This window comes from Amycolatopsis sp. NPDC104863, assembly GCF_055582965.1.
This window is the reverse complement of the sequence record NZ_JBVJOW010000005.1, coordinates 147404-171774: the sequence shown is the minus strand read 5'-3', so window position 1 is coordinate 171774 and position 24371 is coordinate 147404. Positions and strand designations below refer to the sequence as shown.

The window sequence follows — 24371 nt, the reverse complement described above, 5'->3', positions numbered from 1 at the left end:
GACTCTTGCACGATCCTCGCAACCCTGGTTGCGACAGGCAGGCGTGGCTGCTTTCCTGGACGGGTGCTCGACGAACTCCGCGCCCTGATCACCACCCACGTCCGCGACGACATGCGCACGCGAGTGCCGGGCCTGCTGCTGTCCCGCGTCGGGACGAGCGAGCAGCACCACTCGCTGGCCGAGCCGCTCCTGGTCGTGATGGCGCAGGGCGGCAAGCAGCTGCTGCTCGGTGACCACGTGCACGAGTACGGCGCCGGGCAGTACCTGCTGGTCAGCACCGAGCTGCCGGTGACCGGGCACTTCGTCGGCGCGACACCGGAGACGCCGGCGCTGGGGCTGGGCCTGACCCTGCGGCCCGCGGCCATCGCGCCGCTGCTGCTGGAGGCGCCGCCCGGCCGGTGGGTCCGCGCCGCGCCGACGTCGCCGATCGCGACGGGGGACGCGGGCCCGGAGCTGCTCGACGCGGCCGTCCGGCTGCTGCGGCTGCTCGATCACCCCGCGGACGTGCCGGTGCTGGCGCCGCTGATCGAGCGCGAGATCCTCTGGCGGTTGCTGACCGGCCCGCACGGCGGCCTGCTCCGGCAGATCGGCCTGGCCGACAGCGGGCTGGCGCACGTCGGCCGCGCGATCCGGTGGATCCGCGAGAACTACGCCGAGCCGATGCGGATCGACGAGCTCGCGAAGCTGAGCGGGATGAGCGCGTCGGCGTTCCACCGGCACTTCCGCGCGGTGACGGCGATGAGCCCGCTGCAGTTCCAGAAGCGGATCCGCCTGCAGGAGGCCCGCTCGCTGCTGCTGGCCGACGCGGGGGACGTCGCCGGGGTCGGGCACCTCGTCGGCTACGACAGCCCGTCGCAGTTCAACCGCGAGTACCGCCGCCTCTTCGGCGCGCCGCCCGGCGCGGACGCGGCCCGGCTGCGCGCGGCCACCGCGCCGGCCGCGCAGCTGCCGTGAGGTCCGATCCGTTCAAGATGTCCGGGCCGGCCGGTGCGACGCTGGCGGCATGGCAGTGAACCTCTCCGCGGCGGCGTCGTTCATGGCGACGCACGCCCGGCTCCTCGACAGCCGCCGCTTCCAGCTGCTCAGCGGCGAAACGACCACCGACGCGGTGCTGGCCGCCGTCGACGGGTACCGCAACCCCGACGGCGGGTACGGCTGGGGCCTCGAGCCCGACCTGCGCGCCCCGGAGAGCCAGCCCGGCGGCGCCCTCCACGCGTTCGAGGTGTTCGAAGACATCGCCCCGCGCACGACACCGCATGTGGCGAGGCTCTGCGACTGGCTGGCGTCGGCGTCCCTCCCGGACGGTGGGCTCCCCTTCGCCCTGCCGGTGGCGGATCCCGCGGGCTGCGCGCCTTTCTGGGCCCAGGCCGACCCGAAGGTGGCGACGTTGCAGAGCACGGCGTTCGCCGCGGGGGTGGCGCTGCGCGTCGCCCGCCACGATGCGGCCGTGCGCGAACACCCATGGCTGGCCGCGGCGACGCAGTACTGCTTCCGGGAGATCCGCGAGCTCACGGAGCCGCCGCACGCGATCGCACTGTCGTTCGCGGTCCGGTTCGCCGACGCGGCGTGCGACCTCCACCCGGAGGCGCCGGGCCTGCTGGAGCACCTGGCGACGTTCCTCCCGCCGGACGGCCTGGTCGCCGTGGCCGGCGGTTCGGAGGGGGAGACGTTGCGTGCGTTGGACTTCGCGCCCCTGCCGGACCGGCCGGCGCGGGCGTTGTTCAAGGACGACGTGATCGACGCGGAGCTGCGCCGGTTGGCGGGTGAGCAGCAGGATGATGGTGGCTGGCGGGTCGATTTCGCGAGCTTCTCGCCTGCCGCGGCTTTGGAGTGGCGCGGTTATGCGACGGTCGGTGCGGTGTCGACCCTGCAGCGCAACGGGCAGCTCTGAGCGAGGCTCGGCTGCGGCTCCAGCGTCAGCTCCGGTCGCGGCACCGCCCGGCAGCGCGGGTCACCCCGGCAGGACCGCCCGGCCACCGCCGCACCGCCCGCCAGCCCGGGTCACCCCAGCAGCACCGCCCAGCCACCGCGGCACCGCTCGGTCGCGGCGGCAGCGCCGGACACCTCAGCGGACCCCGCAGGGAGTGTCGCGAATGGCCCATTCGGGACGTCTCGCGTCCCCAATGGGTCATTCGCGACGCTCGCCCCCGGGCGAAGCAGCCCGCCGCGGCGGGCTGATCGCAAAGCCGAACCGAAGGTCAAAAACTGCTACACGACCACCACCCAACCTCACCCGACCGTGGAAGATCACCTCACCGACGGTGAGCGGCCACGCACCTTTCGGTGTCCTCCGGCGAACCCGTACTGTGACGGGAGAGCCGGTCCCGGAGGTGAAACGTGTCGTCGCGCAATCCGTTGCGGTGGTTCGCCCGCTGGGCCGACTGGTTCGAAGGCCGGGGTGTCTACGTGCCCGGCGAGGAGAGCCGCGCGGTGGATCCGGTCCGGGATTTCGGCTGGTTGATGGCCGCCTGGGTGTTCGGGGTGGCGATCTTCATCCTGTTGTTCGCCCTCGCCGTTTAAGTGGCATGTCGAGAGTGATTGTCACCACCCGTGCCGTTCCGGTCACGGATTGGCCACGGGGCGGCACCAGGTGCGCGACAACCCCCCGTGTTGCCTCGTAACCACGCGCGATCACGGCCAGAGTGGAGCGGGTTCGCCCGGCACGCCCCCGATGCCGAACGGCCACCCCCGAACACCCCGACTGGAGTACCCGCGATGGCGCTCGCGCGCACGTGCAAGATCATGTTCACCACAGGACTGCTTTCCCTGGCGGTGGCGTGCGGGGTCCCGGCGGCTCAGGAAGGCACCGCGGCGCTCGGCGCGGGCGGCGGTCCCGCGGGCGCCAGCGCGGCGCAGGCGGGCAACGACCTCAAGTTCGGCGCCGACCACCGATTCGCCAGCGGCCTCACCATCTCCGTCGGCTCACCCCAGTCGTTCAAGCCCAGCACCTCGGCGTACCCGCAGAGCCCGCGCGGCGCGGCCTTCGACGTCCAGCTGACCAACAACGGCGCGACGACGTACAAGCTCTCGGGCCTCACCGTCAGCGCCACCTCCGCCGGGTCCACGGTCAAGCAGGTCGTCGACACGACGCAGGGTTTCACCGGCATCACCGACGCGGGCAAGGACGTGCTGCCGGGCCGCTCGGTGCACGTCACGCTGGCCTTCGCGGTGCCGCAGGAGCAGACGCAGCTGCGCCTGCAGGTCCGGCCGAGCGCGACCGAGGCCATGGCGGTCACCTACTGCGGTCCCGCCTGACCGGCCGCGGTTAGGCTCGGGGTCATGACCGAGCGCCTTTCCCCGGGTGACGACGCCCCGGACCTCACCCTGCCCGACAGCGAGGGCAAGGAGGTGTCGCTGCGCGACTTCCGCGGCCAGTCCGTCGTCGTGTACTTCTACCCGGCGGCGAGCACCCCGGGCTGCACGAAGCAGGCCTGCGACTTCCGCGACAACCTCGCCGAGCTGAACGACGCCGGTTACCAGGTCATCGGCGTTTCGCCGGACACGCAGGCGAAGCTCGCGAAGTTCGCCGAGAACGAGAAGCTGACCTTCCCGCTGCTGGGCGACCCGGAGAAGTCGGTCATCGAGGCCTGGGGCGCGTACGGCGAGAAGAAGAACTACGGCAAGACCTACCTCGGCGTGATCCGCTCGACCTTCGTCGTCGACCCGGACGGCAAGATCGCGCACGCCTTCTACAACGTCCGCGCGACCGGGCACGTGGCCAAGCTGATCCGCGACCTCGGCGTCGCCTCCTGATCACCGCCTGACCGCTCGCTCACCGGTTCCACACACCCTTTCGGGACGCTGCCTGGGCTACCCAAGGGAGGAACCTTGTTCCAGGCAACCACAATCCTCGCCGCCGTCACCCTGGCGGCGAGCCTCGGCGCGCCACCCGCGCAGGCCGCCGACACCGTCGTCACGCACGATCTGGCGGTGTCGGCCGCCGAGCGTCAGGCCGTGCTCGACTACTGGACGCCCGAGCGCGTCGCCGCCATGCCGACCGGTCCGTCGACACCCGGCACACCCCCGGCCGACGGCCCGGACGGCGCCGGGTTCCGCGCCGGCACCGCGGTCGACCGCACGATCGGCCGGCTGTTCTTCGTCGACCGCGGTGAGGACGAAAGCTGCACCGCGACGCTGGTCGCGGCGGCCAACCGGGCCACGATCGTCACCGCCGGGCACTGCGTGCACACGATGGACCTGATCGGCAACGATCCACAGTGGACGGACAAGCTGCTGTTCGTCCCCAGCTTCCGCGACAACACCCGGCCCTACGGCGAGTTCGTCGCGCGGACCGCGTTCGCCGACTCGACCTGGGTCACCGACGACCAGCAGAACGGCCACGACCAGGCGTTCCTCGTCCTCAACCCGGACGCGCACGGCCGCCGTGCCGCCGACGTGACGAAGGCCGCGCAGCCACTCGGCATCGGCCTGCCCGGCAACCTCCCGGCGCAGGAGTTCGGGTACCCGCGGGCGGCGAGACAGCCCGGTCACCAGGGGCGGCCGGAGTTCACCGGGCAGCGTGTCGCGCACTGCTGGGGCGCGCCGAAGGAGAACCCGGGCAACGCCGAGGTCGAGATGCCGCGCGGCCAGTGGGGCGTGCCGTGCGACATGGGCGGCGGCTCCAGCGGCGGACCGCGCCTGACGTCGTTCTCGGAGAAGACCGGCTACGGCGTGGTCGTCGGCGTCGACACCGAAGGCTGGTACCTCGAGCCTGACGGCGACCTCTGCCTCGACCAGACGCCGGACTGCACGCGGTACCTCTTCGGCCCGCAGTTCACCGCGAAGATCACTGAACCGCTGTACCGGCGGGCAGCCGCAGCGTGAACGTGGCGCCCTGACCGGGCACGGAAGCCGCGGTCGCGGTCCCGCCGTGGGCCTCCGCGAGCTTCCGGACGATCGCCAGCCCGAGGCCGCTGCCGCCGGTCCCCCGGGTGCGGGCCTTGTCGGCGCGCCAGAACCGGTCGAACACGTGCGGAAGGTCCTCGGCGGCGATCCCGGCGCCGGTGTCGGCGACCTCGATGACCACGTCGTCACCGTCGAGACGCCCGCGCAGCACCACCGAACCGCCCTCGGGGGTGTGCCGGACGGCGTTGGACACCAGGTTGCCGACGGCCTGCCGCAGCCGCACCGGGTCGGCGGTCAGCACCAGCGAGGCGGGCGTCTCGACCGAAAGCGAGACGCCCGCCGGCCGGTGCGCGGCAGCGGCCTGGGCCAGCAGGTGCGCCGCGTCGACCGGCTCCGGGTGCAGGCGCAAGGCACCGGCGTCGGCGAGCGCGAGGTCCTGCAGGTCGTCGACGATGTGCTGCAGGTGGACGGCCTCTTCGAGCAGCGAGTCGATGAGCTCGTCGTCGAGTGTGCTGATGCCGTCCTGGGTCGCTTCGAGCCAGCCGCGGATGTTGCTCAACGGCGTGCGCAGCTCGTGCGCGATGTCGCTGACCATCGCCTTGCGCGTCTCTTCCAGGCGTTCCCGGCTGGCGGACATGGCGTTGAACGCGGTGCCGAGCCGGGCGATCTCGTCACCCCCGCGCACCTTCACCTGCGCGCCGGTCTCGCCCGCCTCCATCCGCTGCGCCGCGCCGGTGAGCGCGCGCAGCGGCCGGATCAAGCGGAGCCCGGCGAACGCGGTGACCAGCAGCGTCAGCAGCAGGATGCCGCCCGCGACCTGGAAGAGCCGGACCTGGTTCTCCGGCGACAGCGTGAACCCCGCGGGCGGCTCGCCCGAGGGCGCGGTGAGGTAGAGCGACGCGGCCGGCGCGACGAACGGCGTCAGCTGCTCCCGGCGCGCCGCGTTCACGCACGACTGCGTCGCCTGCTCGGACTCCTCGGCCGCGACGCCCTTGTGCACCCACGTGAAGTCGAGCAGCACCTGGACCTGGGCCAGCGGCTTCGACTCGGGCCCGCGGTTGAGACAGGCGTTGACCAGCGTGGACAGCTGGTCCAGCGCCTTCTGCTCGGTCTTCGTCGGCAGGCCGAGCGTGCTGCCGTTGCAGGAGGACAGCACAAACGGGTCGGCGCCCTCGATCCGCGGGTGCCCGCCCGGCGACGTCTCGACCGTGCCCACCCCCGAGCGGCCCTGGACGCACCGCAGCACACGCTGGGCGAGCGCGCCGAGGTACGCGCGGTCGGCGTCGGGGAGCGCGTACGGGCCGACGGCGTCCGGGTCGATGCGGTCGGCGGTGGTGTCCTGCCCGAGTCCCGAGTCGACCGACAGCGGGTCGACGACGATCGACGGCCGCAGCGGCAGCGGCCTGCCGTCCGTGGCGGAGTCGACGACCGGGGTGCCGTCGGTGAGCGTCAGCGCGACCCGGCGGCCGGTCGTCGCGGCGGTGCCGCGGACCTGGTCGGCGACACCGCGCCAGTCCGGGTGGGTCGCGGCGTACTTCAGCAGCCCGCGGTAGATGTTCCCGTCGTCGGCCAGCGCCTGGCCCTGCTCCTGCTGGATGGCGCCGGACGTCGTGCGCGCGGCGAGCCACGCGGTCGCGGCGATCGAGGCCACCGCGACCAGCGCGGACAGCACGAACAACCGCAGGAGGAGGCTACGGCGCATCGGCGCCCGCGGTCAGCTTGTACCCGACGCCGTAGACGGTCAGCAACCGCGCCGGGCGCCGCGGCCGGTCCTCGATCTTCTTGCGCAGGTTCATCACGTGCACGTCGATCGCGCGCTGGGTGATGTAGCGGTCGAAGCCGTGCAGGTGCTCCAGCAGCTGGCCGCGGGTGAAGACCCGCTCGGGCTGGGTCGCCATCAGCTCCAGCAGCCGGAACTCCCCCGGTGTGCAGTCGATCGCGCGGCCGTCGACGGTCACCTGGTGCCGCACGGGGTCGACGGTCAATGTGCCCACCCTCGTCGTGCCGCCGGGGCGCGCCGGGGCGGTGCGGCGCAGCAGCGTCCGGATCCGCGCCATCAGCTCGCGCGGGCTGAACGGCTTGGTGACGTAGTCGTCGGCGCCGAGGTCGAGCCCGGCGAGCAGATCGTCCTCTGTGGACCGCGCGGTGAGCATCAGCACCGGCAGGTCGGACTCGGCCCGCACCACGCGGCAGATCTCGAGGCCGTCGACGCCGGGCAGCATCACGTCGAGCACGAGCAGGTCCGGCGGGTGCCGGCGGACCAGGTCGAGCGCGGCCACGCCGTCGCCGACGACGACCACCGTGTGCCGCTCCCGCTCGAGGTAGCGCCGGACGAGTTCGGCCTGCTTGACGTCGTCCTCGGCCAGCACGATGTGGGCGCACATGATCCCGAATATAGGCGCGGCTACCGGAAGACCACGGTTTCCTGACCGGTCCCTGACATTCCGCTGCGAGCGTGACGCCATGAGATCGACCCGATCGGGTGGCCGGTGGGCGGCCGTCACCGTCGTGGTGGTCGCCGTGCTGGGCGCGAGTGTGTTCTTCGTGCTCGACCACGGCCGCGGGACGGCTCCGGCCGCCGCGCCGCCGCCCGCCGTCACGACCGTCGCCGTGCGCAAGACGGACCTGGCGAACACCCAGTCGTTCACCGGCACCCTCGGGTTCGGCACGCCGGCGCCGCTGAAGGGCGGCGGGGCCGGGACCGTGACCAAACTGCCCGCGGTCGGCGACGTCGCGCAGCGCGGAAAGGCGCTGTACTCGGTGGACGGGCGGCCGGTGCCGGTCTTCTTCGGCGACACCCCGCTGTTCCGCAAGCTCGACAACCCGGAGCTCACCGGGCCGGACGTCGACGTGGTCGCGGCGAACCTGAAGGCGCTCGGGTACGCCGTGGGTCACCCGAAAGCGTTCACGTTTGCCGAAACCCTGAAGAAGTGGCAGAAGAAGGCCGGGCTCGACGAAACCGGGACCCTCGACGTCGGGCAGGTCGTTGTCCTGCCCGGGCCGGTGCGGGTCAACTCCGTGACCGCCCAGCCCGGCGACCCGGTCGCCGGGCCGCTGCTCACGGTCACGCCGACGGCGAAGGTCGTGGTCGCGCCGGTGTCCGCTTCGGACGTCGCGGCGATCAAGACGGGCGCGCCGGTGACGGTGGTCCGGCCGGACGGCGCGGCGGTCCCGGGCAAGGTGACGTCCGTGAGCACGGACGTCACGGGCACCCCCGAAGGCGGGCCGCAGGGGCCGCCCAAGGTGAACGTCACGGTCAGCCCGGACGACCCGAAAGCCGTCGCCGACCTCGATTCGGCGTCCGTCGAGGTGCGGATCGCCACCGAGACGCACGCGGGAGTGCTCGCGGTGCCGGTCGGCGCGCTGCTGGCGTTGCGCGAAGGTGGGTACGCCGTGCAGCTGCCGGACGGGACGCTGAAGCCGGTCAAGACCGGGATGTTCGCGCGGGACCTCGTCGAGGTCAGCGGCGCGGGGATCACCGAAGGCCTGCAGGTGGTGACGACGTCGTGACGCCGGTCCTGGCCCTGCGCGGGGTCGGCAAGCGCTACCCCGGTGACGTCGTCGCGCTCGACGACGTCACCCTGACCGTGTCCGACGGCGAACTGCTGGCGATCACCGGGCCGTCCGGCTCCGGGAAGTCGACGTTGCTGCACATCGCCGGCACGCTCGACCGGCCCACGTCCGGAACGGTTTCCCTGGGCGGTGACGACGTCACGACGTTGTCCGACCGCGCGGTGTCGGCGCTGCGGGGGCGCCGGCTGGGGTTCGTGTTCCAGCAGTTCCACCTCACCGACGGACTGTCCGCAGTGGACAACGTGGCGACCGGCCTGCTGTACGCGGGGGTGCCGCGCCGCCTTCGCCGTCCGATGGCGCTGGAGGCGCTCGGCCGGGTCGGGCTCGCGCACCGCGTCTCGCACCGGCCGCACGAGCTCTCCGGCGGCGAACGCCAGCGTGTCGCGATCGCCCGCGCCGTCGTCAACAGTCCGGCGCTGGTGCTGGCCGACGAGCCGACCGGCGCCCTGGACACCACGAACGGCGAGGCCGTGCTCGACCTGCTGACCGGGCTGCACGCCGAGGGCACGACGATCGCCGTCATCACGCACGACCGGGACATCGCGGCCCGGCTGCCACGGCGCGTCGAGTTCCGCGACGGCCGGGTCGTCGGGGATTCGGCGTGACGCCCGCCGACGTGCTCGGCCTGGGCCTGCTGGGGGTCCGGACCCGGCCGCTGCGGGCGGTGCTGTCCGCGCTCGGGATCGCCCTCGGCATCGCGACGCTGATCGTGGTCACCGGCATCCCGGCGTCGAGCCAGGCGGCGCTGCTCGACCGGCTGACCGCGCTGGGCACGAACATGCTGCGCGCCGAACCGCAGCCGAACCAGACCCCGCCGGTGGCGCTGCCGGAGTCGGCGGTGGGCAGTGTCCGGCGGATCGGGCCGGTGACCACGGCGGCGGCCGTCGCGAACACGCACGCCGTCGTCCGCCGGTCCGACCGCGTCGACCCGCAGGACGGCTCGGGACTCGCGGTGCTGGCCGCGTCACCCGGCCTGCTGGACGCTCTCAACGGGACAGTCCAATCAGGACGCTTCGACGACGGCGCGCTGCCCCTGGTGACCCTCGGGTACGTCGCGGCGTCGCGGCTCGGGATCCCGCGGGTCGTGCCGGGGCAGCCGCCGCCGGTCGTGCTGATCGGGACGACCTGGTACACCGTCGGCGGGGTGCTCGCGCCGATGCCGCTGGCGCCGGACGTCGAGCGCGCGGTGCTGGTCGGCTGGGACTCGGCCAAGCGGTTCCTGGGTTTCGACGGGCATCCGACGGTGGTGTACGTGAAGGCGCGCGAAGACGCGATCGGCGACGTCCGCGCGGTGCTGCCGGCGACGCTGAACCCCGCGTTGCCGGGCCTGGTCCAGGTGTCCCGGCCGTCGGACGCGCTGGCGGCGAAACAGGCGACACAGACGGCGTTCTCGGCGTTGTTCCTCGGGCTGGCCGGCGTGGCGCTGCTGGTCGGCGGGGTCGGCGTCGCGAACACGATGTTCGTCTCGGTGCTGGAACGCCGTCGTGAGATCGGCCTGCGCCGCGCGCTGGGCGCGACGCGCGGGAACATCCGCGACCAGTTCCTCACCGAAGCCGTGGCGCTGTCCGGTCTCGGCGGCTTCGCGGGGACGGTGCTGGGGGTGTTGGGAACGCTGGGATACGTGACGTACCAGGGGTGGCCACCGGTGATCCCGGTCCCGGCGGTCGCGGGCGGCGTGCTCGGGGCACTCGTCGTCGGGGTGCTGGCGGGGTTGCACCCGTCGCTGCGGGCCGCGCGGATGCCGCCGACGCAGGCGTTGGCATGAGTCGCTCACGGCGTGCTCACGAGTTCCTGAAAAGCGCCGGTCATGCTGGCGCCATGGCACTTCGCTGGTTGCTCCTCCCCGCCGTGGCCCTGGGTCTGGCCGCGTGTTCCGCACCCCCGCCCGCCGCGCCGCAGGTGGCTTCGCTGTCGACGCCTTCGTCGTCGTCCACTTCGGTCACCCCGTCGACGGACGCGGACGGCGGCCGCCCCCGCCACCGCGTCGACGAGACGGCGGAGGAGTCCCAGCGCCTGATCGAGCCGTGGCGCACGTGCATGAAGGACCACGGCGCGGACGTCGACACCCAGCCGAACAGCATCGAAGGCGCGAAGAAGTGGAGCGCCGACCACAAGGACGCGGGCGACGCGTGCCGTTCGAAGCTGCCGCTGCTGCCGTGGGGCATGGACCGCGAGAACCCGGCGTACCAGGACAACATGCACAAGTGGGTCCAGTGCATGAACGACAAGGGCATGCACGTGGTCGAGACCCCGGACAACGACGAGTCGCCGTGGACGTACTCGAGCGACTCCCAGCCGCCCAACGCGGACAAGATCGAACACGACTGCGAAGTGGCGATCCTCGGCCCGAGTGACAAGTGACTTGACCTCCAGCTTCCTGGAGGTTCCAGCATGGGGGCATGACCGACTTGACGAAGGGCGTCACCGAGCTGGTGCTGGAAGCCCGTGATCTCGAGGCGTCCGAACGCTTCTACACCGAAGTGCTGGGCCTGCCGGTGGTGCTGCGCTGGGAAGGCCCGGCCTGGAAGGGCCGCGAAGCCGTGTGGGTCCAGTCCGGCGACCGCACGCGGATCGGCTTGTGGACGCCGTTCACCGGCATCGCGGGCGCGCGTCCGGGAGCGCACGTCCACTTCGCGATGACGGTGTCGGAGGAGGACTACACCGCGGCGGTGGCCCGGGCGCGTTCGCAGGGCGTGCGGGTCGACGAGGTGTACTTCGGCGACGACCCGGCGGCGCCCGGCCAGCGTTCGGCGTACGTGACGGACCCGGACGGGCACGTGGTGGAGCTGTGGACCCGCGACGTCGCGACACAGGTCGACGCGGGCCCGCCGCACGCCGTCACCCCGGACGTCGCCGGGGTTTAGCGAGTTCCACCCTGTTGCAGGCTTGTCCCTGCTCCGTTCGCCGGGGAACATCCGGCGGTCTGAGGGTGGGAGGACGCATTGACGGGCCTGGAAGCGCCGGCACTGAAGCTCGGTGGTCAGATCGCCACGTCGGCGGCGAAGTCGTGGCTGCAACGCCGGAAGGCGGCGGCCGAGCGGTCCGCCGACCTGAGCGACCTGGCCGCCGGGGAGCTGAAGGGTCCCCTCGAACGGCGGAAGCTGGAAAACCTCGTCCGGAACATCGGCACGCAGGTCGCCGAGCAGCTGGAGCAGGTCCTCGCGGACCGGTTCGCGACGCTGCCGCAGAACGAGATCGACGCGGCCTTCCTGGCGGTCGAGGACGCGCTGGCCAAGGCCGACCTGTCGGACGATGCCTTCCTGGCCACGGACGCGGACCCGGAGCAGCTGGCCAGGAAGATCCGCGCCGAGCTCCCGGACCTGGCGGCCGACCGGCTCTTCGCCCCCAAGGCGGCGGCGCTGTACGAGCTGGCGCTGGACCAGGCGTGCCGCCACCTGGTCCAGGTGGTCCGGCACCTGCCGTCGTTCCAGCCCCGCGCGCTGGCCGAGGTGCTCGCCCGGCTGAGCAGGCAGAGCGACCAGCTGGAGGAGCTGCTGGCCCGCGTACCGAAGACGAGCCTCGCGGCGCCCGAGGGCATCGACCACGACGCCGAGTTCGAGGCGGCGTACCTGCGCCTGCTCGCCCACGACCTGGACCGCCTCGAGCTGCTCGGCCTGACCATGGACGACCAGCCGGCCCTGCCGTTGACGGTCGCCTACCTGAGCTTGAGCGTGTCCGCCGAGGGTGAGTCCCGGCGGGTCGACCGGCGCATGGACGAGCTGTGGTTCGAGAAGCGGCGGAGCCGGATGGGCAGCGCGAACATGCGCGTCGAGGCCGCGCTTGGCGGGACGACCCACATCCTCGTCCGCGGCGAGGCGGGGTCGGGAAAGACGACGCTGCTGGACTGGCTGGCGGTCACCGCTGCCCGACGCGGCTTCACCGGAAAGCTCGCCGGCTGGAACGGCCGGATCCCGTTCCCGATCCGGTTGCGCAGCTTCGCCGCCGAGCCCTTGCCGCGTCCGGAGGAGTTCGTCGGGCACATCGCGCCGATGCTGGCCCCGCCCGAAGGCTGGGCGCGCCGGGTCCTGGAGTCGGGCTGCGCGATGCTCCTGGTCGACGGCGTCGACGAAGTCGGCGCCAACCACCGCCGAGAGGTCAAGGCCTGGCTGCGGGAGCTGTCCCTGGCCTTCGAGGGCACGTTGTTCGTAGTTACGTCCCGCACGGCCGCGGCGGACCAGCGCTGGCTGGCCCAGGAGGGCTTCGACTGCGTCCTGCTGGAGTCGATGAGCGCCGACGACATCGAGGCGCTGGTGAGCCGCTGGCACAAGGCGGCGGCGACCGGCGGAACGGTCCGCCCGGACGCGGACCTCCCGGCGGTCCAGCGGCGGCTGCTCAACCAGCTCGACAGCCGGCCGCACCTGCGGACGCTGGCGGCGAGCCCGTTGTTGTGCGCGATGCTGTGCGCGCTCAACCTGGCTCACCGGTCGGAGCTGCCCCGAGACCGGATGGACCTGTACCGCAAGGCCCTGTCGATGTTGCTGCACCTGCGTGACGCCGAGCGCAAGATCGGCGTGATCCTGACCGAGGCGCAGAAGCAGCTCCTGCTCGGCGACCTGGCCTGGCGCCTGTCCCTCGCCTCGAAGGTGGAGCTGTCGAAGGACCGCGCTCAGGAGCACATCGCCCGGCGGCTGCCGTCGTTGCCGCACGTCGACCACACGCCCGCGGAGGTGCTCGACCACCTTCTGGAGCGCAGCGGCGTGCTCCGCGAGCCGGTGCGCGATCGTGTCGACTTCGTGCACCGGACGTTCCAGGAGTGCTTGGCGGCGAACGAGGCGACCGAGCAGGACCACCTGGAGACGTTGATCGACCGGGCCCACCTCGACACGTGGTGGGAGACGATCGTGATGGCCTGCGGGCACGCGAAGCACCACCAGGCCGGCCGGCTGCTGACCGGAATTCTCGACCGGGCGGCCGAGGAGCCCCGGCACGCACGCCACCTGCGGCTGCTGGCAGCGGCGTGTTTGGAGACGGTCAGCAACGCGAACCCGAAGGTCATCGCCCGGGTGGAGGAGGTGATCCGGGAGCAGCTGGTACCGCCGCGAAGCACCCGGGAGACGCAGTCGCTGGCCTCCATCGGGCCGCGGATCCTGAGGTACCTGCCCGAGAGCCTGGAGGGCTTGTCGGACGCGGTGGCCGCGGCGTCGGTCCGGGCGGCGGCTCTCACGGCGAGCGACGACGCCCTGGAGATGCTGCACACCTACGCACAGGATCCTCGCCGGCCGGTGCAGGACCAGCTCACCCACGCCTGGCAGTACTTCGATCCCGAGCAGTACGCCATGAAGGTGCTCGGCGATTCACCCCTGACCGCGGGATGGACGAAGGTGACCAGCCTTCGCCTGCTCGCCCACGTCCATCGCCTGCGGAACCTGACGCGGCTCACCGTCGATATTTCCGAGTCGGATTCGCAAAAGGACCTGCGGTTCCTCGAAGAGCTACCCCATCTCCACGATCTCAGGGCCTCCTTCGAACGAAATGCGACCATCGACCTGAGCCCATTGGCCCGGCACACCGAGCTCAATGAGCTTCATCTCTTCTTCGCGAAAAAATTCACCAACGTACACACACTGAAGGACCTGACGGAGCTGCACACACTCACCTTGCTCCGCAAGGAACCTTGGCGCAGCTTGAAGCAGATCGAGGTACTCGGAAACATCGAGTACCTCAACATCGACCAGCTGACCCAGGTGCAAGACATTGACAGCATCTCGGCCCTGGAGAATCTCAGGCTGCTCCGGATGTGGGACATACCAGTGGAGACGATCGAAGGATCCAACCCTCTTCCGGGCATTTCCCAGGTCGAGCTTTTTCGAGGGGACGCAGGAGGCAGCAGCTCGATTTCAGGAGAAGAGCTCGCTCGAATGTTTCCGCACGCACAGGCTCTCGCGTTGAGCGCGATCGAGTTACACAATCTCGCCCCATTGACCACCACGCCGGTGCGCTGGCTCTCGCTTCACAACGCCGTCCCGAGGGTGATCGACCAGTTGCCTTTGCTGCCGAGCCTGCAGGAGGTTGTCTTCGACAGCATCCCGGAACCGGTCGACCTGACCCCCCTGGCCGACCTGAACATCACCGTCGAGCTGGTCAGGACCGAATTCGTCGGTGCCGAAAAGCTCGGCCCGGGGGTCAGGCTGATCGTCCGTTAGCCCTCCGCCAGCTCCCGCAAGGCAGGCAACAACGCCCGCAAAGCCCGCCCCCGGTGGGAAACCGCGTCCTTCTCCGCCGGCTCCATCTCCGCCGACGTCCGCGACTCCCCGTCCGGCTGAAAAATCGGGTCGTACCCGAACCCGTTCGTCCCCCGGCGCGCGCGCACCATCGTCCCGCGCCACTCGCCGCGGACCACCGTCTCCTCGCCGGACACCAACACGAACGCCGCCGCGCAGACGAACTGCGCTCCCCGGCGCTCGTCGGGAACATCCCCGAGCTGACCCAGCACCAGCTCCAGGTTCGCTTCGTCGTCGCCGTGCCGGCCCGACCACCGGGCCGACAGCACCCCCGGCATCCCGTTCAACGCGTCGATCGCGATGCCCGAGTCGTCAGCGATGGCAGGCAACCCACAAGCCGCGACGGCGTCCCGGGCCTTCGCCACCGCATTGCCCTCGAAGTCCGGCGCGGTCTCCGGGGCCTCCGGGAACGAAGGCACGTCCGCGAGACCGATGACCTCCAGCCCGGAGATCCCTTCCGCGGCAAGAATCCGCCGCAGCTCGCCAAGCTTCTTCTCGTTCCGAGTGGCCAGAAGCAGCTTCGTCACTTCGAGCCCTTCTTCTTGTCCGGACGCGGCTCCGGCAGCTCGCCCGGGTACGGCAGCGCCAGCGCCTCGTTCTGCAGACGGGTCAGCTCTTCGCAGCCGGCCTGGGCCAGGTCGAGCATCTTGTCCAATGTGGACCGGGCGAAGGTCGCGCCCTCGCCGGTGCCCTGGACCTCGATGAGCGTGCCCGCGTCCGTCGCCACCACGTTCATGTCGACCTCGGCGCGCGAGTCCTCCTCGTACGGCAGGTCGAGGCGCACCCGGCCGTCGACCACGCCGACGCTCACCGCCGCCACCGACGACGACAGCGGCTGCGGGTCGTTCAGCCGGTTCGCCGCGCCCAGCCACGTGATCGCGTCGGCCAGCGCCACGTACCCGCCGGTCACCGCGGCCGTGCGGGTGCCGCCGTCGGCCTGGATGACGTCGCAGTCGATGACGATCGTGTTCTCGCCCAGCGCCGCCAGGTCGATGCAGGCGCGCAGCGAACGGCCGATCAGCCGTGAGATCTCGTGGGTGCGGCCACCGATGCGGCCCTTCACCGACTCGCGGTCACCGCGGGTGTTGGTCGCGGACGGCAGCATCGCGTACTCGGCCGTCACCCAGCCGAGGCCCGAACCGGCCCGCCAGCGCGGCACCCCTTCGGTGACGCTCGCCGCGCACAGCACCCGCGTGTTGCCGAATTCGATCAGCACCGACCCGGCAGGCCACTGCTGGAAGCCCCGCGTGATCTTGATGTCCCGGAGCTGGTCGTCGTTCCTGCCATCTTTTCGAGCCACGTGAGCACTCTAGAACCGGGCGTTCACACGTCGTAGACGGCACCCTGCTTGACGACCTCGGCGCCGGGGAACTCGGCCGACGCCTCGGCCAGCACCGCCCCCGCGTCCGTCCACGGCGCGATGTGCGTCAGCAGCAGGCGGCCGACGCCGGCGTCGCGCGCCAGCTCGCCGGCCTGCCTGCCGGACAGGTGCACCCCGGCCGGGCGCTCGGCCGAGTCCGTCCACGACGCCTCGGCGAGCAGCAGGTCGACACCGTCGGCGAGCTCGTTCAGCGCCCGGCACGGCCCGGTGTCGCCGGTGAAGGCGAGGATCCGGCCGCCGTAGGAGATGCGCACGCCGAACGCCGGCGTCGGGTGGTCGACCTCGACCGCGACGACCTCGAACGGCCCGATCCGGAACGGCTCCGCCCGCAGCGGGTGGAACGCGTAGACGTCCGAGAGGTCCGTGACGGCCCGCTCGGTCTCGTTCGGCGCGTACGCGTTCGCTAGCCGGACCGGCGCGTCCGGCGGCGCGTACAGCGGCAGCAGCCGCGGGCGCGCCGGGTACGGCGGCGCCGGGTGGTAGCGCCGCAGGACGGTGAGCGCGCTGACGTCGGCGCAGTGGTCGGGGTGCAGGTGCGTGAGCACGAGCGCGTCCAGGTCGAACGGGTCGGCCACGGCCTGCAGCTGCGCCAGCGTGCCGTTGCCCAGTTCGAGGCCGAGCAGGAAGCCCTCGGCCTCGACCAGGTAACCGGACGCGGCGGTGTTCGGCCCGGGGATGCTGCCGGAGCACCCGAGGATGGTCAGTCGCACGTCGCCACCCTAAGCGCCGGAAGGTCTCATCACGCGGTGGTGGGAGCGAGGACACCCGGGGCGAACCCCATGAACCGCTGGGCGAGCCGGGTGAACGGCTCGGCCGAGCCGGTGGCGAGGAACTCGTGCCGCGGCGGGGTGTCCCTGGTCGTCAGCAGGTCCTGCTCGGTGAGGACGCGCACGAGGTCCTTCGCGGTCTCCTCGGCGCTCGAGACGAGCGTGACCTCCTGGCCCATCACGATCTGCAGCACCCCCTGCAGGAGCGGGTAGTGCGTGCAGCCGAGCACGAGCGTGTCGACCTCGGCGTCGAGCAACGGCTGGAGGTAGCCCTGCGCGAGCCCGAGCACCTGGCGGCCGGAGGTGATGCCGCGCTCGACGAAGTCGACGAACCGCGGGCAGGCGACGCTGGTGAGCGTGATGCCCGGCGCCGCGGCGAACGCGTCTTCGTAGGCCCGCGAGCGCACGGTGCCCTCGGTGCCGATCACCCCGACCCGGCCGGTGTGCGTGGCGACGACGGCGCGGCGCGCGGCGGGCAGGACGACCTCGATCACCGGGACGTCGTAGCGCTCGCGGGCGTCGCGCAGGCAGGCCGCGGACGCGGTGTTGCAGGCGATGACCAGCGCCTTCACGCCACTCTCGACGAGCTCGTCGAAGGCCGCGAGCGCGTAGCTGCGGGCGGTGGCGATCGGGAGCGGGCCGTACGGGTTGTGCGCCGTGTCGCCGACGTAGCGGAGCTGCTCGGCGGGCAGCTGCTCGAGGATCGCCCTCGCCACCGTCAGCCCGCCGACGCCGGAATCGAACACGGCGATCGGGGCATCAGCGGGCGGGGACGTCACACCCCGAGGTTACCCGGGGCCGCGGGCTCCGTTTTCGCGGACTTGCCGGTGCGGCTGGTCAGCCAGGCCGCGAGGACCCCGGCCAGCGCGCCGAAGACGTGCCCCTGCCAGGAGACGCCGGGGTTGCCCGGCAGCAGCCCGGCCAGCATCCCGCTCCACACGCCCAGCAGGACGACGGCGACGAGGATCTGGCCCGCCGCGCGGTTGAAGATGCCGCGGACCAGCAGGTAGGCGAGCCAGCCGAAGGCCAGCCCCGACGCGCCGACGGTGACCGTGTCCGACGGCCCGGCCAGCCACACCCCGAGCCCGGACAGCACCCAGATGATGGCCGTGACCAGCGCGAACCGGCCGATCCCGGCGGCCATCGCGAGGAAGGAGAACACGAGCACGGGCACCGTGTTCGCGAACAGGTGCGACCAGCCGGCGTGCAGCACCGGCGCGAACAGGACGCCGTCCAGGCCGGAGAGCTTGCGGGAGATGATGCCGCCCTGGTCGAGGTCGCCGGGCAGGATCACGTCCACCAGCTCGACCAGGTACAGCACGACGACGAACGACAGCGCCACGAGCGCGGCCGCCTTCGGTTTCGGCGGCAGCACGCGCTTGCGGACGTCGGATTCCGGGGCCGGGTTCACGGGCAAGGTGCTCACGTCTTCGAGGCTACGTCGGTGTTCGGCGGCCCCGCCTCGGGTGAAATCCCTGATCCGGGGTTTTTGTCGGTGCCCCTCGCTAGCGTGGCCGGCATGAACGTCACCGGTTACCTGGCGCGGCTCGGCCTCGAAGCGGAGCCGCCGAGCCTGGACGCGCTGCGGCGGCTGCACGCGGCGCACGTCGAGCGCGTGCCGTACGAGGCCTTGGAGATCCAGCTGGAGCGGCCGACGCCGCTGGAGCCGTCGGCGTCGCTGGCGCGGATCCTGCGGGGCCGCGGCGGGTACTGCTACCACCTCAACGGCGCCTTCTCGGCGCTGCTGCGCGAGCTCGGTTACCAGGTCACGCGCCATCTGGGCGGGGTGCAAGGCGAGCCGGGCGTCGCGCCGAACATCGGCCGGAACCACCTGGCGCTGACCGTCGAAGGCCTGCCGGACGAGCCGGAGACGGCGTGGCTGGTCGACACCGGCCTCGGTGACGGCATCCACGAGCCGCTGCCTCTGCGGGAAGGCTCGTACACCCAGGGCCCGCACACCTACCGGCTGCGGCCGTCCGAGGTGGCGCCGGGCGGCTGGCACTTCGACCACGACCCGGCGGGCAGCTTCGTCGGCTTCGACTTCGCGCCCGGCGTCGCGGAGATGACCGACTTCGCGGAGAAGCACGCGTACCTGTCGACGTCCCCGGAGTCCGGGTTCGTCCGGGTCTGCGTCATCCAGCGGCGGGACGCGGCGGGCGTCGACACGCTGCGGGCGCTGACCCTGAACCGCCACGGCGCCAAGGAGCTGGTCGAGACAACCGAAGCCTGGTGGGCGGCCGCGGCGGACGTCTTCGGCATCACGCCGGACCTGTTCACCGCCGAGGAGCGCGAGCGGCTGTGGCGGAAGGTCGTGGCCCAGCACGAGGCCCACACGAGCGGCGGGCCGGTGGTCGCGGTGTGACTCAAGCGGGCAGCGGAGCCTTGCCCAGCGCGTAGTCGACGGCGGCCTCGGCGTGCAGCCGCGTCGTGGGGAAGGTCGGCACCGGGGCGTCCTCGGGGCCGACCAGCAGCTCGATCTCGGTGCAGCCGTAGATGACTCCCTCGGCGCCCGCCTCGACGAGCCGCGCGATCACGCCGCGGTAGGCGTCTCGGGACTCGGGCTTGACCACGCCGAGCACGAGCTCGTCGTAGATCACGCGGTGCACGAGGTCGCGGTCTTCCTCGGCGGGCACGAGCACGTCGAGGCCGTGCGCGGCGAGGCGGTCGCGGTAGAACGGCTGGCTCATGGTGAACCCGGTCCCGAGCAGGCCGACCCGGCCGATCCCGGCGGCCTTGACCGCGGCCGCCGTCGCGTCGGCGAGGTGCAGCAGCGGGATGCCGAGGCCGTCGGTGAGCCGGTCGGCGACCTTGTGCATGGTGTTGGTGCAGAGCACCACGAAGTCGGCCCCGGCGGCTTCGAGCGCGCGAGCCGCCCGGTTCAGCTCGGCGCCGGCGTCGTCCCAGCGGCCATCGGCCTGCATGGCCTCGATCGCGGCGAAGTCGACGGAGTAGAGCACCGTGCGCGCCGAGTGGAACCCGCCGAGCGCGGCTTTCACCCGTTCGTTTACGAGCCGGTAGTACTCGGCCGAAGATTCCCAGCTCATCCCGCCGAGCAGCCCGATGACCTTCATGCTGACAGCATGCCCGAACTGCGCACGACGTTCGCCGGGGTCTCGAACGTGCTGGTCACCGACGGCCGCTCCGCCGTGCTGGTCGACGGCTTCTTCTCGCGGCCGTCCCTGCTGAAGCTGGCGACCCGCGTGGCGCCGGACCGCGGCCGGATCAAGGAGGCCCTCCGCCGCCTCGGCGTCACGAAGCTCGACGCCGTCGTGGTGGCGCACTCGCACGTCGACCACGTGCTCGACGCGCCGGTCGTCGCCGAGCTGACCGGCGCCACGCTGGCCGGCTCGCCGTCGACGCGGCAGGTCCAGGAGGGGTACGGCCTGGCCGCCGAGCCGTTCAAGGAGCTGGTGCCGGGCAAGCCCGTCGGGTTCGGCGCCTTCACCGTGACCCCGGTCGAAGCCGAGCACAGCGCCGGCGACCGCTACCCGGGTGAGATCACCGAGCCCGTCCGGCCGCCGGCGAAGACCGGCGCGTTCAAGACCGGCCGGTGCTACTCGTTCCACCTCGCGCACGCGGCGGGCAGCGTCCTGGTCCACGCGTCCGCGAACTTCGTGCCCGGCGCACTGGCCGGCTACACCGCGGACGTCGTCTACCTGGGCGCCGGAGCCGCCGGCAAGCAGACGGAGGAATGGCGCGAGGAGTACTGGCGGGAGACGGTCGGCGCGCTCGGCCCGCGCAAGGTCCGCCCGATCCACTGGGACGCCTTCTGGCGCCCGCTGTCGAAGCCGCTCAAGCTGCTGCCGAAGCTGGTCGACGACCTGGGCACGACCATGGCCACCTTCCAGCGGCTGGCCGAGGCCGACGGCGTCGACCTCGCCCTGCCCGAGCTGTGGAAGGCGGAGTGACTCAGGCCCAGAGCTGCCCGTCGAGCCGCTCGGCGGCCTCGTCGAGCGAGCCGGAGTAAGCCCCGGTCGACAGGTACTTCCACCCGGCGTCCGCGACGACGAAGGCGACGTCGGCGGGCTTACCGGCCGCCGCGGCCTTCTCCGCGACGGCGAGCGCCGCGTGCAGCACCGCGCCCGTCGAGATGCCCGCGAAGATGCCTTCGTGCTCCAGCAGCTCCCGCGTCCGGCGCAGGGCGTCGTACGCGCCGACGGAGTACCGGCCGTTGAGCACGCTGGCGTCGTACAGCTCCGGCACGAACCCCTCGTCGAGGTTGCGCAGGCCGTACACCAGCTCGCCGTAGCGCGGCTCGGCCGCGATGATCTGGACGTCCGGCTTCGCCTCGTGCAGGTACCGGCCGCACCCGACGAGCGTCCCGGTCGTGCCGAGGCCGCCGACGAAGTGCGTCAGCGTCGGCAGGTCCTTGAGCAGCTCGGGCCCGGTGCCGCGGTAGTGCGCGTCGGCGTTGGCCGGGTTGCCGTACTGGTAGAGCATCACCCATTCCGGGTTCGCCTCCGCCAGCTCCTTCGCCCGCCGGACGGCCTCGTTCGAGCCGCCCGCGGCCGGGGAGAACACGATCCGCGCGCCGTAGGCCTGCAGCAGCTGCTTGCGCTCGGTCGAGGTGTTCTCCGGCATCACGCAGACCAGCCCGTAGCCCTTGAGCTTGGCGGCCATGGCCAGCGAGATGCCGGTGTTGCCCGACGTCGGCTCCAGGATCGTGGAGCCGCGCCGCAGCCTTCCCTCACGCTCGGCGGCTTCGATCATGGCCAGCGCGGGGCGGTCCTTGATCGAGCCGGTCGGGTTGCGGTCCTCCAGCTTCGCCCACAGGCGCACGTCGTGCGTGGGCGAGAGCCGGGGCAGCCCGACCAGCGGGGTGCCGCCGAGCGCGTCGAGCAGGGACTCGAAGCGAGCCATCGATCAGCCACCGGCCACGGCGGGGAGGATGGTCAGCGTGTCGCCGTCCTTGACCTCGGCCTCGAGCCCGCCGGCGAAGCGCACGTCCTCGTCGTTGACGTAGACGTTGATGAAGCGGTGCAGCTTCTCTTCCTTCACCAGGCGGCCCTTGATGCCGGCGTGCCGGGACTCGACGTCGTCGATGACCTCGAGCACGGTCGCGCCCTTCGCCTCGACGGACTTCTCGCCGCCGGTGTGGGTGCGCAGGATCGTCGGGATGGAGACGGTCACGGCCATGGGTTCTTACCTCCGGTGGGTTCCTACACGCAGACGCCGGTGGCGCGCGGTTTGTTCCGAGACGGCTCAGCCGACGATCTCGACCGGCTCCTCGGTGATCTCGGCGTCCACGATCCGGTACGAGCGGAATTCGTGCACTTCGGGGTCCCGGGTCGACACGAGCACGTAGTGCGCGCCGGGCTCGGCCGCGATCGACGCGTCGGTCCGCGACGGGTACGCCTCGGTCGCGGTGTGCGAGTGGTAGATGACCACCGGCTCTTCGTCGTTCGCGTCGAGCTCGCGGTAGAGCTTCAGCAGGTCACCGGAGTCGAACTCGTAGAACGTCGGCGACCGCGCGGCGTTGAGCATCGGGATGAACCGTTCCGGCGAGTCACTGCCCTCGGGCCCGGCGATCACCCCGCAGGCTTCGTCGGGGTGGTCACGGCGGGCGTGGGCGACGATCTCGTCGACGAGTTCACGGCGAATCCGGAGCACACCGACATCTTAGGTGGTGGACGGGAACAATCCATATCGTGAGATGCTGTGCTGCGGCGCACACCGGCTCAGCCGAAGGCCTCCGGCCAGACGTCCCGGTAGGCCGGCACCCCGCCCGCGGTGGTCGCCGCCAGCAGGCCGTGCACCATCGCCCGCGCGAACACCCGGGCGGCCGCCGCGCACAGCGTGTCCAGCGCAGCAGGCCGGGCCGCCGCGCCGAACGGGCCGCTCGCGTCCGGCAGCTCGTGCGCGCCCGTGGCCAGCGCGAACACCGTGTCGCCGTCGAACATCGAGTGCGCCGGCCGGACCGCGCGGGCGAGCCCGTCCTGCGCCGCGACGGCGATCCGCCGCGCCTCGGCCTTCGACAGCGCCGCGTCGACGGCGACCACGCCGATCGTCGTGTTCAGGTCCGTCCGCTTCGACGGCAGGTCCGCGGGCCGCGAGGGCCAGGTGACGCCGAAGTCACCGTGGTCGGCGGCGTACGCGCGGCCGGTCGAGAGGTCGACCGCTTCCCCGGCCGCGTTGACCGCCGCCAGCGCGCCCACGGTGAACTCGCCCACCACTTCGCTCGCCGTGCCGATGCCGCCCTTCAGCGACCCGACGGCGGCGCCCGCACCCGCCCCGACCGTGCCCTGCGCGACCGGGCCCGGAGCGGCCGCGTCGCAGGCCGCATAGCCGAAGGCCGCGTCGGGCCGGTTGCCCCACTCGCTGCGCGGGAGGTCGAACAGGACCGCCGCGGGCACGATCGGCACGACCTCGTGCGGCTGCGCCCCGACCGGGAACCCGAGGTTCCGCTCCGCCAGCCACCGCATGACGCCGTCGGCCGCGGCCAGGCCGTACGCGCTTCCGCCCGAGAGGCAGACGGCGTTGACCCGCTGCACCAGGTTCTCCGGCTCGAGCAGGTTCGTCTCGCGGGTGCCGGGCGCGCCGCCGCGCTGGTCGACGGCCCCGACCGCGCCGTCGGGCACCAGGACCACCGTCGTCCCGGTCGCCCAGCCGTCGCCGATCCGCTCGTGGTGCCCGACGAGCACCCCGGCGACGTCGGTGATCATCCGGTCAGCGCCTGGATCAGCGTCTCCTGCACCCAGGTCAGCCAGTGGTAGACGCCCAGGTGGGGCGCCCGCGGGTCGTCCTCGGGCAGCTCGTCCGGCATGTCTTCGGTGACGTCGAGGGCGGTGCCCAGCGCCAGCCGGACGTCGTTGAGCGCGCCCAGCCAGGCGTCGGCCTGCTCCTCGGTCAGCCGGACGTGGCCGCCGTCGCGAGGCAGCGTGTCGAGCACGATCTTGGCCACGCCGACCTTGATGTCCAGCAGCTCCGGCTCGTGCAGCGAGCGCATCGCCGACGCGGAGTCGAGGTCCTCGCGGGTCGGGTTGTCCGGGTCGAGCTTGTGGAAGTCCGGCAGCAGCCGCGAGAGGACCGGGTCGTCCGGGGACTCGGTGGGCCCGGTCCGGATGCCGGTCAGCTCGGCGAGCTCGTCCTGCGGCGCCTCCTCGGCCCGCGCGGTGAGCATGTCCTCGAGCTGGCTGACCAGGCCGCGCAGCACGGCGGCCTCCTGCTGCTCGAAGCCCGCGTGGATGACCGCGCCCTTGCGCCGCCAGCCGTTCACGAAGGCTGCTCCATGGTGGCCCACAGGCCCGCCGCGTGGAGTTTCGCCACGTCCGTCTCCACCTTCTCCTTGCTGCCCGACGACACGATCGCCTTGCCCTTGTGGTGCACGTCCATCATCAGCTTGGTGGCATGGTCGCGGCTGTAGCCGAACAGCTTCTGGAAGACGTACGTCACGTACGACATCAGGTTCACCGGGTCGTTCCAGACCACGGTCCGCCAGGGGGTGTCCGACTCCGCGACCTCGGCCCCGGCCGGTTCGACCTGCGTCTGTTCGGATGCGACAGGCGTGGACATGCACCCATGGTGTCACGGGGGTGACGGGGTATGCCGCGCCAGGTCCGGCCATGTGGGTGAATAGGCTGACCA

General features: G+C 72.0%; 28 protein-coding genes. 14 read left to right on the top strand and 14 right to left on the bottom strand.

The window, feature by feature from the left end; all coding sequences use genetic code 11:
- Positions 1 to 63 precede the first annotated feature (63 nt).
- From ACZ63J_RS27680 to ACZ63J_RS27655, 6 genes are all read left to right on the top strand, one after another.
- Positions 64 to 954, top strand: a complete 891-nt coding sequence (locus tag ACZ63J_RS27680; protein ID WP_465402168.1) for an AraC family transcriptional regulator — start codon at positions 64 to 66, stop codon at positions 952 to 954.
- 49 nt (positions 955 to 1003) lie between these two features.
- Complete coding sequence (locus tag ACZ63J_RS27675) at positions 1004 to 1891, top strand: hypothetical protein (RefSeq protein WP_465402170.1); 888 nt, start codon at positions 1004 to 1006, stop codon at positions 1889 to 1891.
- Positions 1892 to 2337: 446 nt separating this feature from the next.
- Positions 2338 to 2520, top strand: coding sequence for a hypothetical protein (locus ACZ63J_RS27670; protein ID WP_465303057.1), 183 nt, complete (start codon positions 2338 to 2340; stop codon positions 2518 to 2520).
- Between the two features lie 195 nt (positions 2521 to 2715).
- Positions 2716 to 3255 (top strand): hypothetical protein, encoded by a 540-nt coding sequence (locus ACZ63J_RS27665; RefSeq protein WP_465303055.1) that lies wholly within the window; start codon positions 2716 to 2718, stop codon positions 3253 to 3255.
- Between the two features lie 24 nt (positions 3256 to 3279).
- On the top strand, positions 3280 to 3753 hold the full coding sequence (gene bcp, locus ACZ63J_RS27660) for a thioredoxin-dependent thiol peroxidase (RefSeq protein WP_465336433.1): 474 nt from the start codon (positions 3280 to 3282) through the stop codon (positions 3751 to 3753).
- A 75-nt stretch (positions 3754 to 3828) separates the two neighbouring features.
- The gene (locus ACZ63J_RS27655) at positions 3829 to 4824 is read left to right on the top strand and encodes a trypsin-like serine peptidase (protein ID WP_465402171.1); all 996 of its coding nucleotides are present in this window, start codon (positions 3829 to 3831) and stop codon (positions 4822 to 4824) included.
- On the opposite strand, the gene ACZ63J_RS27650 is transcribed toward ACZ63J_RS27655, so the two are convergent.
- Positions 4787 to 6547 (bottom strand): sensor histidine kinase, encoded by a 1761-nt coding sequence (locus tag ACZ63J_RS27650; protein ID WP_465402173.1) that lies wholly within the window; start codon positions 6545 to 6547, stop codon positions 4787 to 4789. The genes ACZ63J_RS27655 and ACZ63J_RS27650 overlap by 38 nt on opposite strands.
- Entirely contained in the window at positions 6537 to 7229 is a 693-nt protein-coding gene (locus tag ACZ63J_RS27645; protein WP_465336430.1) for a response regulator transcription factor, read from the bottom strand. Before ACZ63J_RS27645 ends, ACZ63J_RS27650 begins: the two co-directional genes overlap by 11 nt.
- A 79-nt stretch (positions 7230 to 7308) precedes the next feature.
- On the opposite strand from ACZ63J_RS27645, the gene ACZ63J_RS27640 reads away from it, so the two are divergent.
- The 6 genes from ACZ63J_RS27640 (at position 7309) to ACZ63J_RS27615 (ending at position 14561) form a co-directional block, all read left to right on the top strand.
- Positions 7309 to 8355: an efflux RND transporter periplasmic adaptor subunit gene (locus tag ACZ63J_RS27640; RefSeq protein WP_465402174.1), complete on the top strand. Its 1047-nt coding sequence runs from the start codon at positions 7309 to 7311 to the stop codon at positions 8353 to 8355.
- Positions 8352 to 9023, top strand: a complete 672-nt coding sequence (locus ACZ63J_RS27635) for an ABC transporter ATP-binding protein (protein WP_465402176.1) — start codon at positions 8352 to 8354, stop codon at positions 9021 to 9023. The genes ACZ63J_RS27640 and ACZ63J_RS27635 overlap by 4 nt, the downstream gene beginning before the upstream one ends.
- Positions 9020 to 10183, top strand: a complete 1164-nt coding sequence (locus ACZ63J_RS27630; protein ID WP_465402178.1) for an ABC transporter permease — start codon at positions 9020 to 9022, stop codon at positions 10181 to 10183. The genes ACZ63J_RS27635 and ACZ63J_RS27630 overlap by 4 nt, the downstream gene beginning before the upstream one ends.
- Positions 10184 to 10236: 53 nt before the next feature.
- A complete protein-coding gene (locus ACZ63J_RS27625) occupies positions 10237 to 10779 on the top strand; it encodes a hypothetical protein (protein ID WP_465336427.1) in 543 nt (180 codons plus the stop codon).
- Between the two features lie 38 nt (positions 10780 to 10817).
- The gene (locus ACZ63J_RS27620; protein ID WP_465402180.1) at positions 10818 to 11282 is read left to right on the top strand and encodes a VOC family protein; all 465 of its coding nucleotides are present in this window, start codon (positions 10818 to 10820) and stop codon (positions 11280 to 11282) included.
- A gap of 78 nt (positions 11283 to 11360) precedes the next feature.
- Complete coding sequence (locus tag ACZ63J_RS27615; protein ID WP_465402182.1) at positions 11361 to 14561, top strand: NACHT domain-containing protein; 3201 nt, start codon at positions 11361 to 11363, stop codon at positions 14559 to 14561.
- Here ACZ63J_RS27615 and rdgB read toward each other — a convergent pair.
- Genes rdgB through ACZ63J_RS27590 form a run of 5 tightly spaced genes read right to left on the bottom strand, consistent with a single transcriptional unit; the run spans position 14558 to position 18213 of the window.
- On the bottom strand, positions 14558 to 15166 hold the full coding sequence (rdgB, locus tag ACZ63J_RS27610) for an RdgB/HAM1 family non-canonical purine NTP pyrophosphatase (RefSeq protein ID WP_465402184.1): 609 nt from the start codon (positions 15164 to 15166) through the stop codon (positions 14558 to 14560). The two genes, ACZ63J_RS27615 and rdgB, sit on opposite strands and share 4 nt — an antisense overlap.
- The gene (gene rph, locus ACZ63J_RS27605) at positions 15163 to 15939 is read right to left on the bottom strand and encodes a ribonuclease PH (protein ID WP_155541338.1); all 777 of its coding nucleotides are present in this window, start codon (positions 15937 to 15939) and stop codon (positions 15163 to 15165) included. Before rph ends, rdgB begins: the two co-directional genes overlap by 4 nt.
- 23 nt (positions 15940 to 15962) lie before the next feature.
- Positions 15963 to 16730 carry an MBL fold metallo-hydrolase gene (locus ACZ63J_RS27600; RefSeq protein WP_465312616.1) on the bottom strand — a complete coding sequence of 256 codons (768 nt, stop codon included), beginning with the start codon at positions 16728 to 16730 and terminating at the stop codon, positions 15963 to 15965.
- Positions 16731 to 16759: 29 nt separating this feature from the next.
- A complete protein-coding gene (gene murI, locus ACZ63J_RS27595; RefSeq protein ID WP_465402186.1) occupies positions 16760 to 17566 on the bottom strand; it encodes a glutamate racemase in 807 nt (268 codons plus the stop codon).
- A complete protein-coding gene (locus ACZ63J_RS27590; protein ID WP_465336423.1) occupies positions 17563 to 18213 on the bottom strand; it encodes a rhomboid family protein in 651 nt (216 codons plus the stop codon). Before ACZ63J_RS27590 ends, murI begins: the two co-directional genes overlap by 4 nt.
- A 93-nt stretch (positions 18214 to 18306) precedes the next feature.
- Between ACZ63J_RS27590 and ACZ63J_RS27585 the strand changes: the two genes are divergently transcribed.
- Positions 18307 to 19149: an arylamine N-acetyltransferase family protein gene (locus tag ACZ63J_RS27585; protein WP_465402187.1), complete on the top strand. Its 843-nt coding sequence runs from the start codon at positions 18307 to 18309 to the stop codon at positions 19147 to 19149.
- Position 19150: 1 nt separating this feature from the next.
- Here the strand turns inward: ACZ63J_RS27585 and ACZ63J_RS27580 are convergent, their stop codons facing one another.
- Entirely contained in the window at positions 19151 to 19858 is a 708-nt protein-coding gene (locus tag ACZ63J_RS27580; protein ID WP_465402188.1) for an aspartate/glutamate racemase family protein, read from the bottom strand.
- 9 nt (positions 19859 to 19867) lie between these two features.
- Between ACZ63J_RS27580 and ACZ63J_RS27575 the strand changes: the two genes are divergently transcribed.
- Positions 19868 to 20695 (top strand): MBL fold metallo-hydrolase, encoded by an 828-nt coding sequence (locus tag ACZ63J_RS27575; RefSeq protein WP_465402189.1) that lies wholly within the window; start codon positions 19868 to 19870, stop codon positions 20693 to 20695.
- A gap of 1 nt (position 20696) precedes the next feature.
- Here ACZ63J_RS27575 and ACZ63J_RS27570 read toward each other — a convergent pair whose 3' ends face one another.
- The 6 genes from ACZ63J_RS27570 to clpS form a co-directional block, all read right to left on the bottom strand.
- Positions 20697 to 21647, bottom strand: a complete 951-nt coding sequence (locus tag ACZ63J_RS27570; RefSeq protein WP_465312622.1) for a PLP-dependent cysteine synthase family protein — start codon at positions 21645 to 21647, stop codon at positions 20697 to 20699.
- Between the two features lie 3 nt (positions 21648 to 21650).
- Entirely contained in the window at positions 21651 to 21923 is a 273-nt protein-coding gene (locus tag ACZ63J_RS27565) for a MoaD/ThiS family protein (RefSeq protein WP_086679767.1), read from the bottom strand.
- A gap of 66 nt (positions 21924 to 21989) precedes the next feature.
- On the bottom strand, positions 21990 to 22397 hold the full coding sequence (locus tag ACZ63J_RS27560) for a M67 family metallopeptidase (RefSeq protein ID WP_465312623.1): 408 nt from the start codon (positions 22395 to 22397) through the stop codon (positions 21990 to 21992).
- Between the two features lie 68 nt (positions 22398 to 22465).
- Positions 22466 to 23449, bottom strand: a complete 984-nt coding sequence (locus ACZ63J_RS27555) for a P1 family peptidase (RefSeq protein WP_465402191.1) — start codon at positions 23447 to 23449, stop codon at positions 22466 to 22468.
- Complete coding sequence (locus ACZ63J_RS27550) at positions 23446 to 24003, bottom strand: DUF2017 domain-containing protein (RefSeq protein WP_125313000.1); 558 nt, start codon at positions 24001 to 24003, stop codon at positions 23446 to 23448. The genes ACZ63J_RS27555 and ACZ63J_RS27550 overlap by 4 nt, the downstream gene beginning before the upstream one ends.
- Positions 24000 to 24299 (bottom strand): ATP-dependent Clp protease adapter ClpS, encoded by a 300-nt coding sequence (clpS, locus tag ACZ63J_RS27545; RefSeq protein WP_465312625.1) that lies wholly within the window; start codon positions 24297 to 24299, stop codon positions 24000 to 24002. The genes ACZ63J_RS27550 and clpS overlap by 4 nt, the downstream gene beginning before the upstream one ends.
- Between the last annotated feature and the right edge of the window lie 72 nt (positions 24300 to 24371).

What these genes read in the sequence shown, in the direction of transcription:
- ACZ63J_RS27675 (WP_465402170.1), top strand. Translation starts at nt 1,004, where the DNA reads ATGGCAGTGAACCTCTCCGCGGCGGCGTCGTTCATGGCGACGCACGCC.
- ACZ63J_RS27665 (WP_465303055.1), top strand. Translation starts at nt 2,716, where the DNA reads ATGGCGCTCGCGCGCACGTGCAAGATCATGTTCACCACAGGACTGCTT.
- bcp (WP_465336433.1), top strand. Translation starts at nt 3,280, where the DNA reads ATGACCGAGCGCCTTTCCCCGGGTGACGACGCCCCGGACCTCACCCTG.
- ACZ63J_RS27650 (WP_465402173.1), bottom strand. Translation starts at nt 6,547, where the DNA reads ATGCGCCGTAGCCTCCTCCTGCGGTTGTTCGTGCTGTCCGCGCTGGTC.
- ACZ63J_RS27645 (WP_465336430.1), bottom strand. Translation starts at nt 7,229, where the DNA reads ATGTGCGCCCACATCGTGCTGGCCGAGGACGACGTCAAGCAGGCCGAA.
- ACZ63J_RS27640 (WP_465402174.1), top strand. Translation starts at nt 7,309, where the DNA reads ATGAGATCGACCCGATCGGGTGGCCGGTGGGCGGCCGTCACCGTCGTG.
- ACZ63J_RS27625 (WP_465336427.1), top strand. Translation starts at nt 10,237, where the DNA reads ATGGCACTTCGCTGGTTGCTCCTCCCCGCCGTGGCCCTGGGTCTGGCC.
- ACZ63J_RS27620 (WP_465402180.1), top strand. Translation starts at nt 10,818, where the DNA reads ATGACCGACTTGACGAAGGGCGTCACCGAGCTGGTGCTGGAAGCCCGT.
- ACZ63J_RS27585 (WP_465402187.1), top strand. Translation starts at nt 18,307, where the DNA reads ATGAACGTCACCGGTTACCTGGCGCGGCTCGGCCTCGAAGCGGAGCCG.
- ACZ63J_RS27580 (WP_465402188.1), bottom strand. Translation starts at nt 19,858, where the DNA reads ATGAAGGTCATCGGGCTGCTCGGCGGGATGAGCTGGGAATCTTCGGCC.
- ACZ63J_RS27575 (WP_465402189.1), top strand. Translation starts at nt 19,868, where the DNA reads ATGCCCGAACTGCGCACGACGTTCGCCGGGGTCTCGAACGTGCTGGTC.
- ACZ63J_RS27570 (WP_465312622.1), bottom strand. Translation starts at nt 21,647, where the DNA reads ATGGCTCGCTTCGAGTCCCTGCTCGACGCGCTCGGCGGCACCCCGCTG.
- ACZ63J_RS27565 (WP_086679767.1), bottom strand. Translation starts at nt 21,923, where the DNA reads ATGGCCGTGACCGTCTCCATCCCGACGATCCTGCGCACCCACACCGGC.
- ACZ63J_RS27555 (WP_465402191.1), bottom strand. Translation starts at nt 23,449, where the DNA reads ATGATCACCGACGTCGCCGGGGTGCTCGTCGGGCACCACGAGCGGATC.
- clpS (WP_465312625.1), bottom strand. Translation starts at nt 24,299, where the DNA reads ATGTCCACGCCTGTCGCATCCGAACAGACGCAGGTCGAACCGGCCGGG.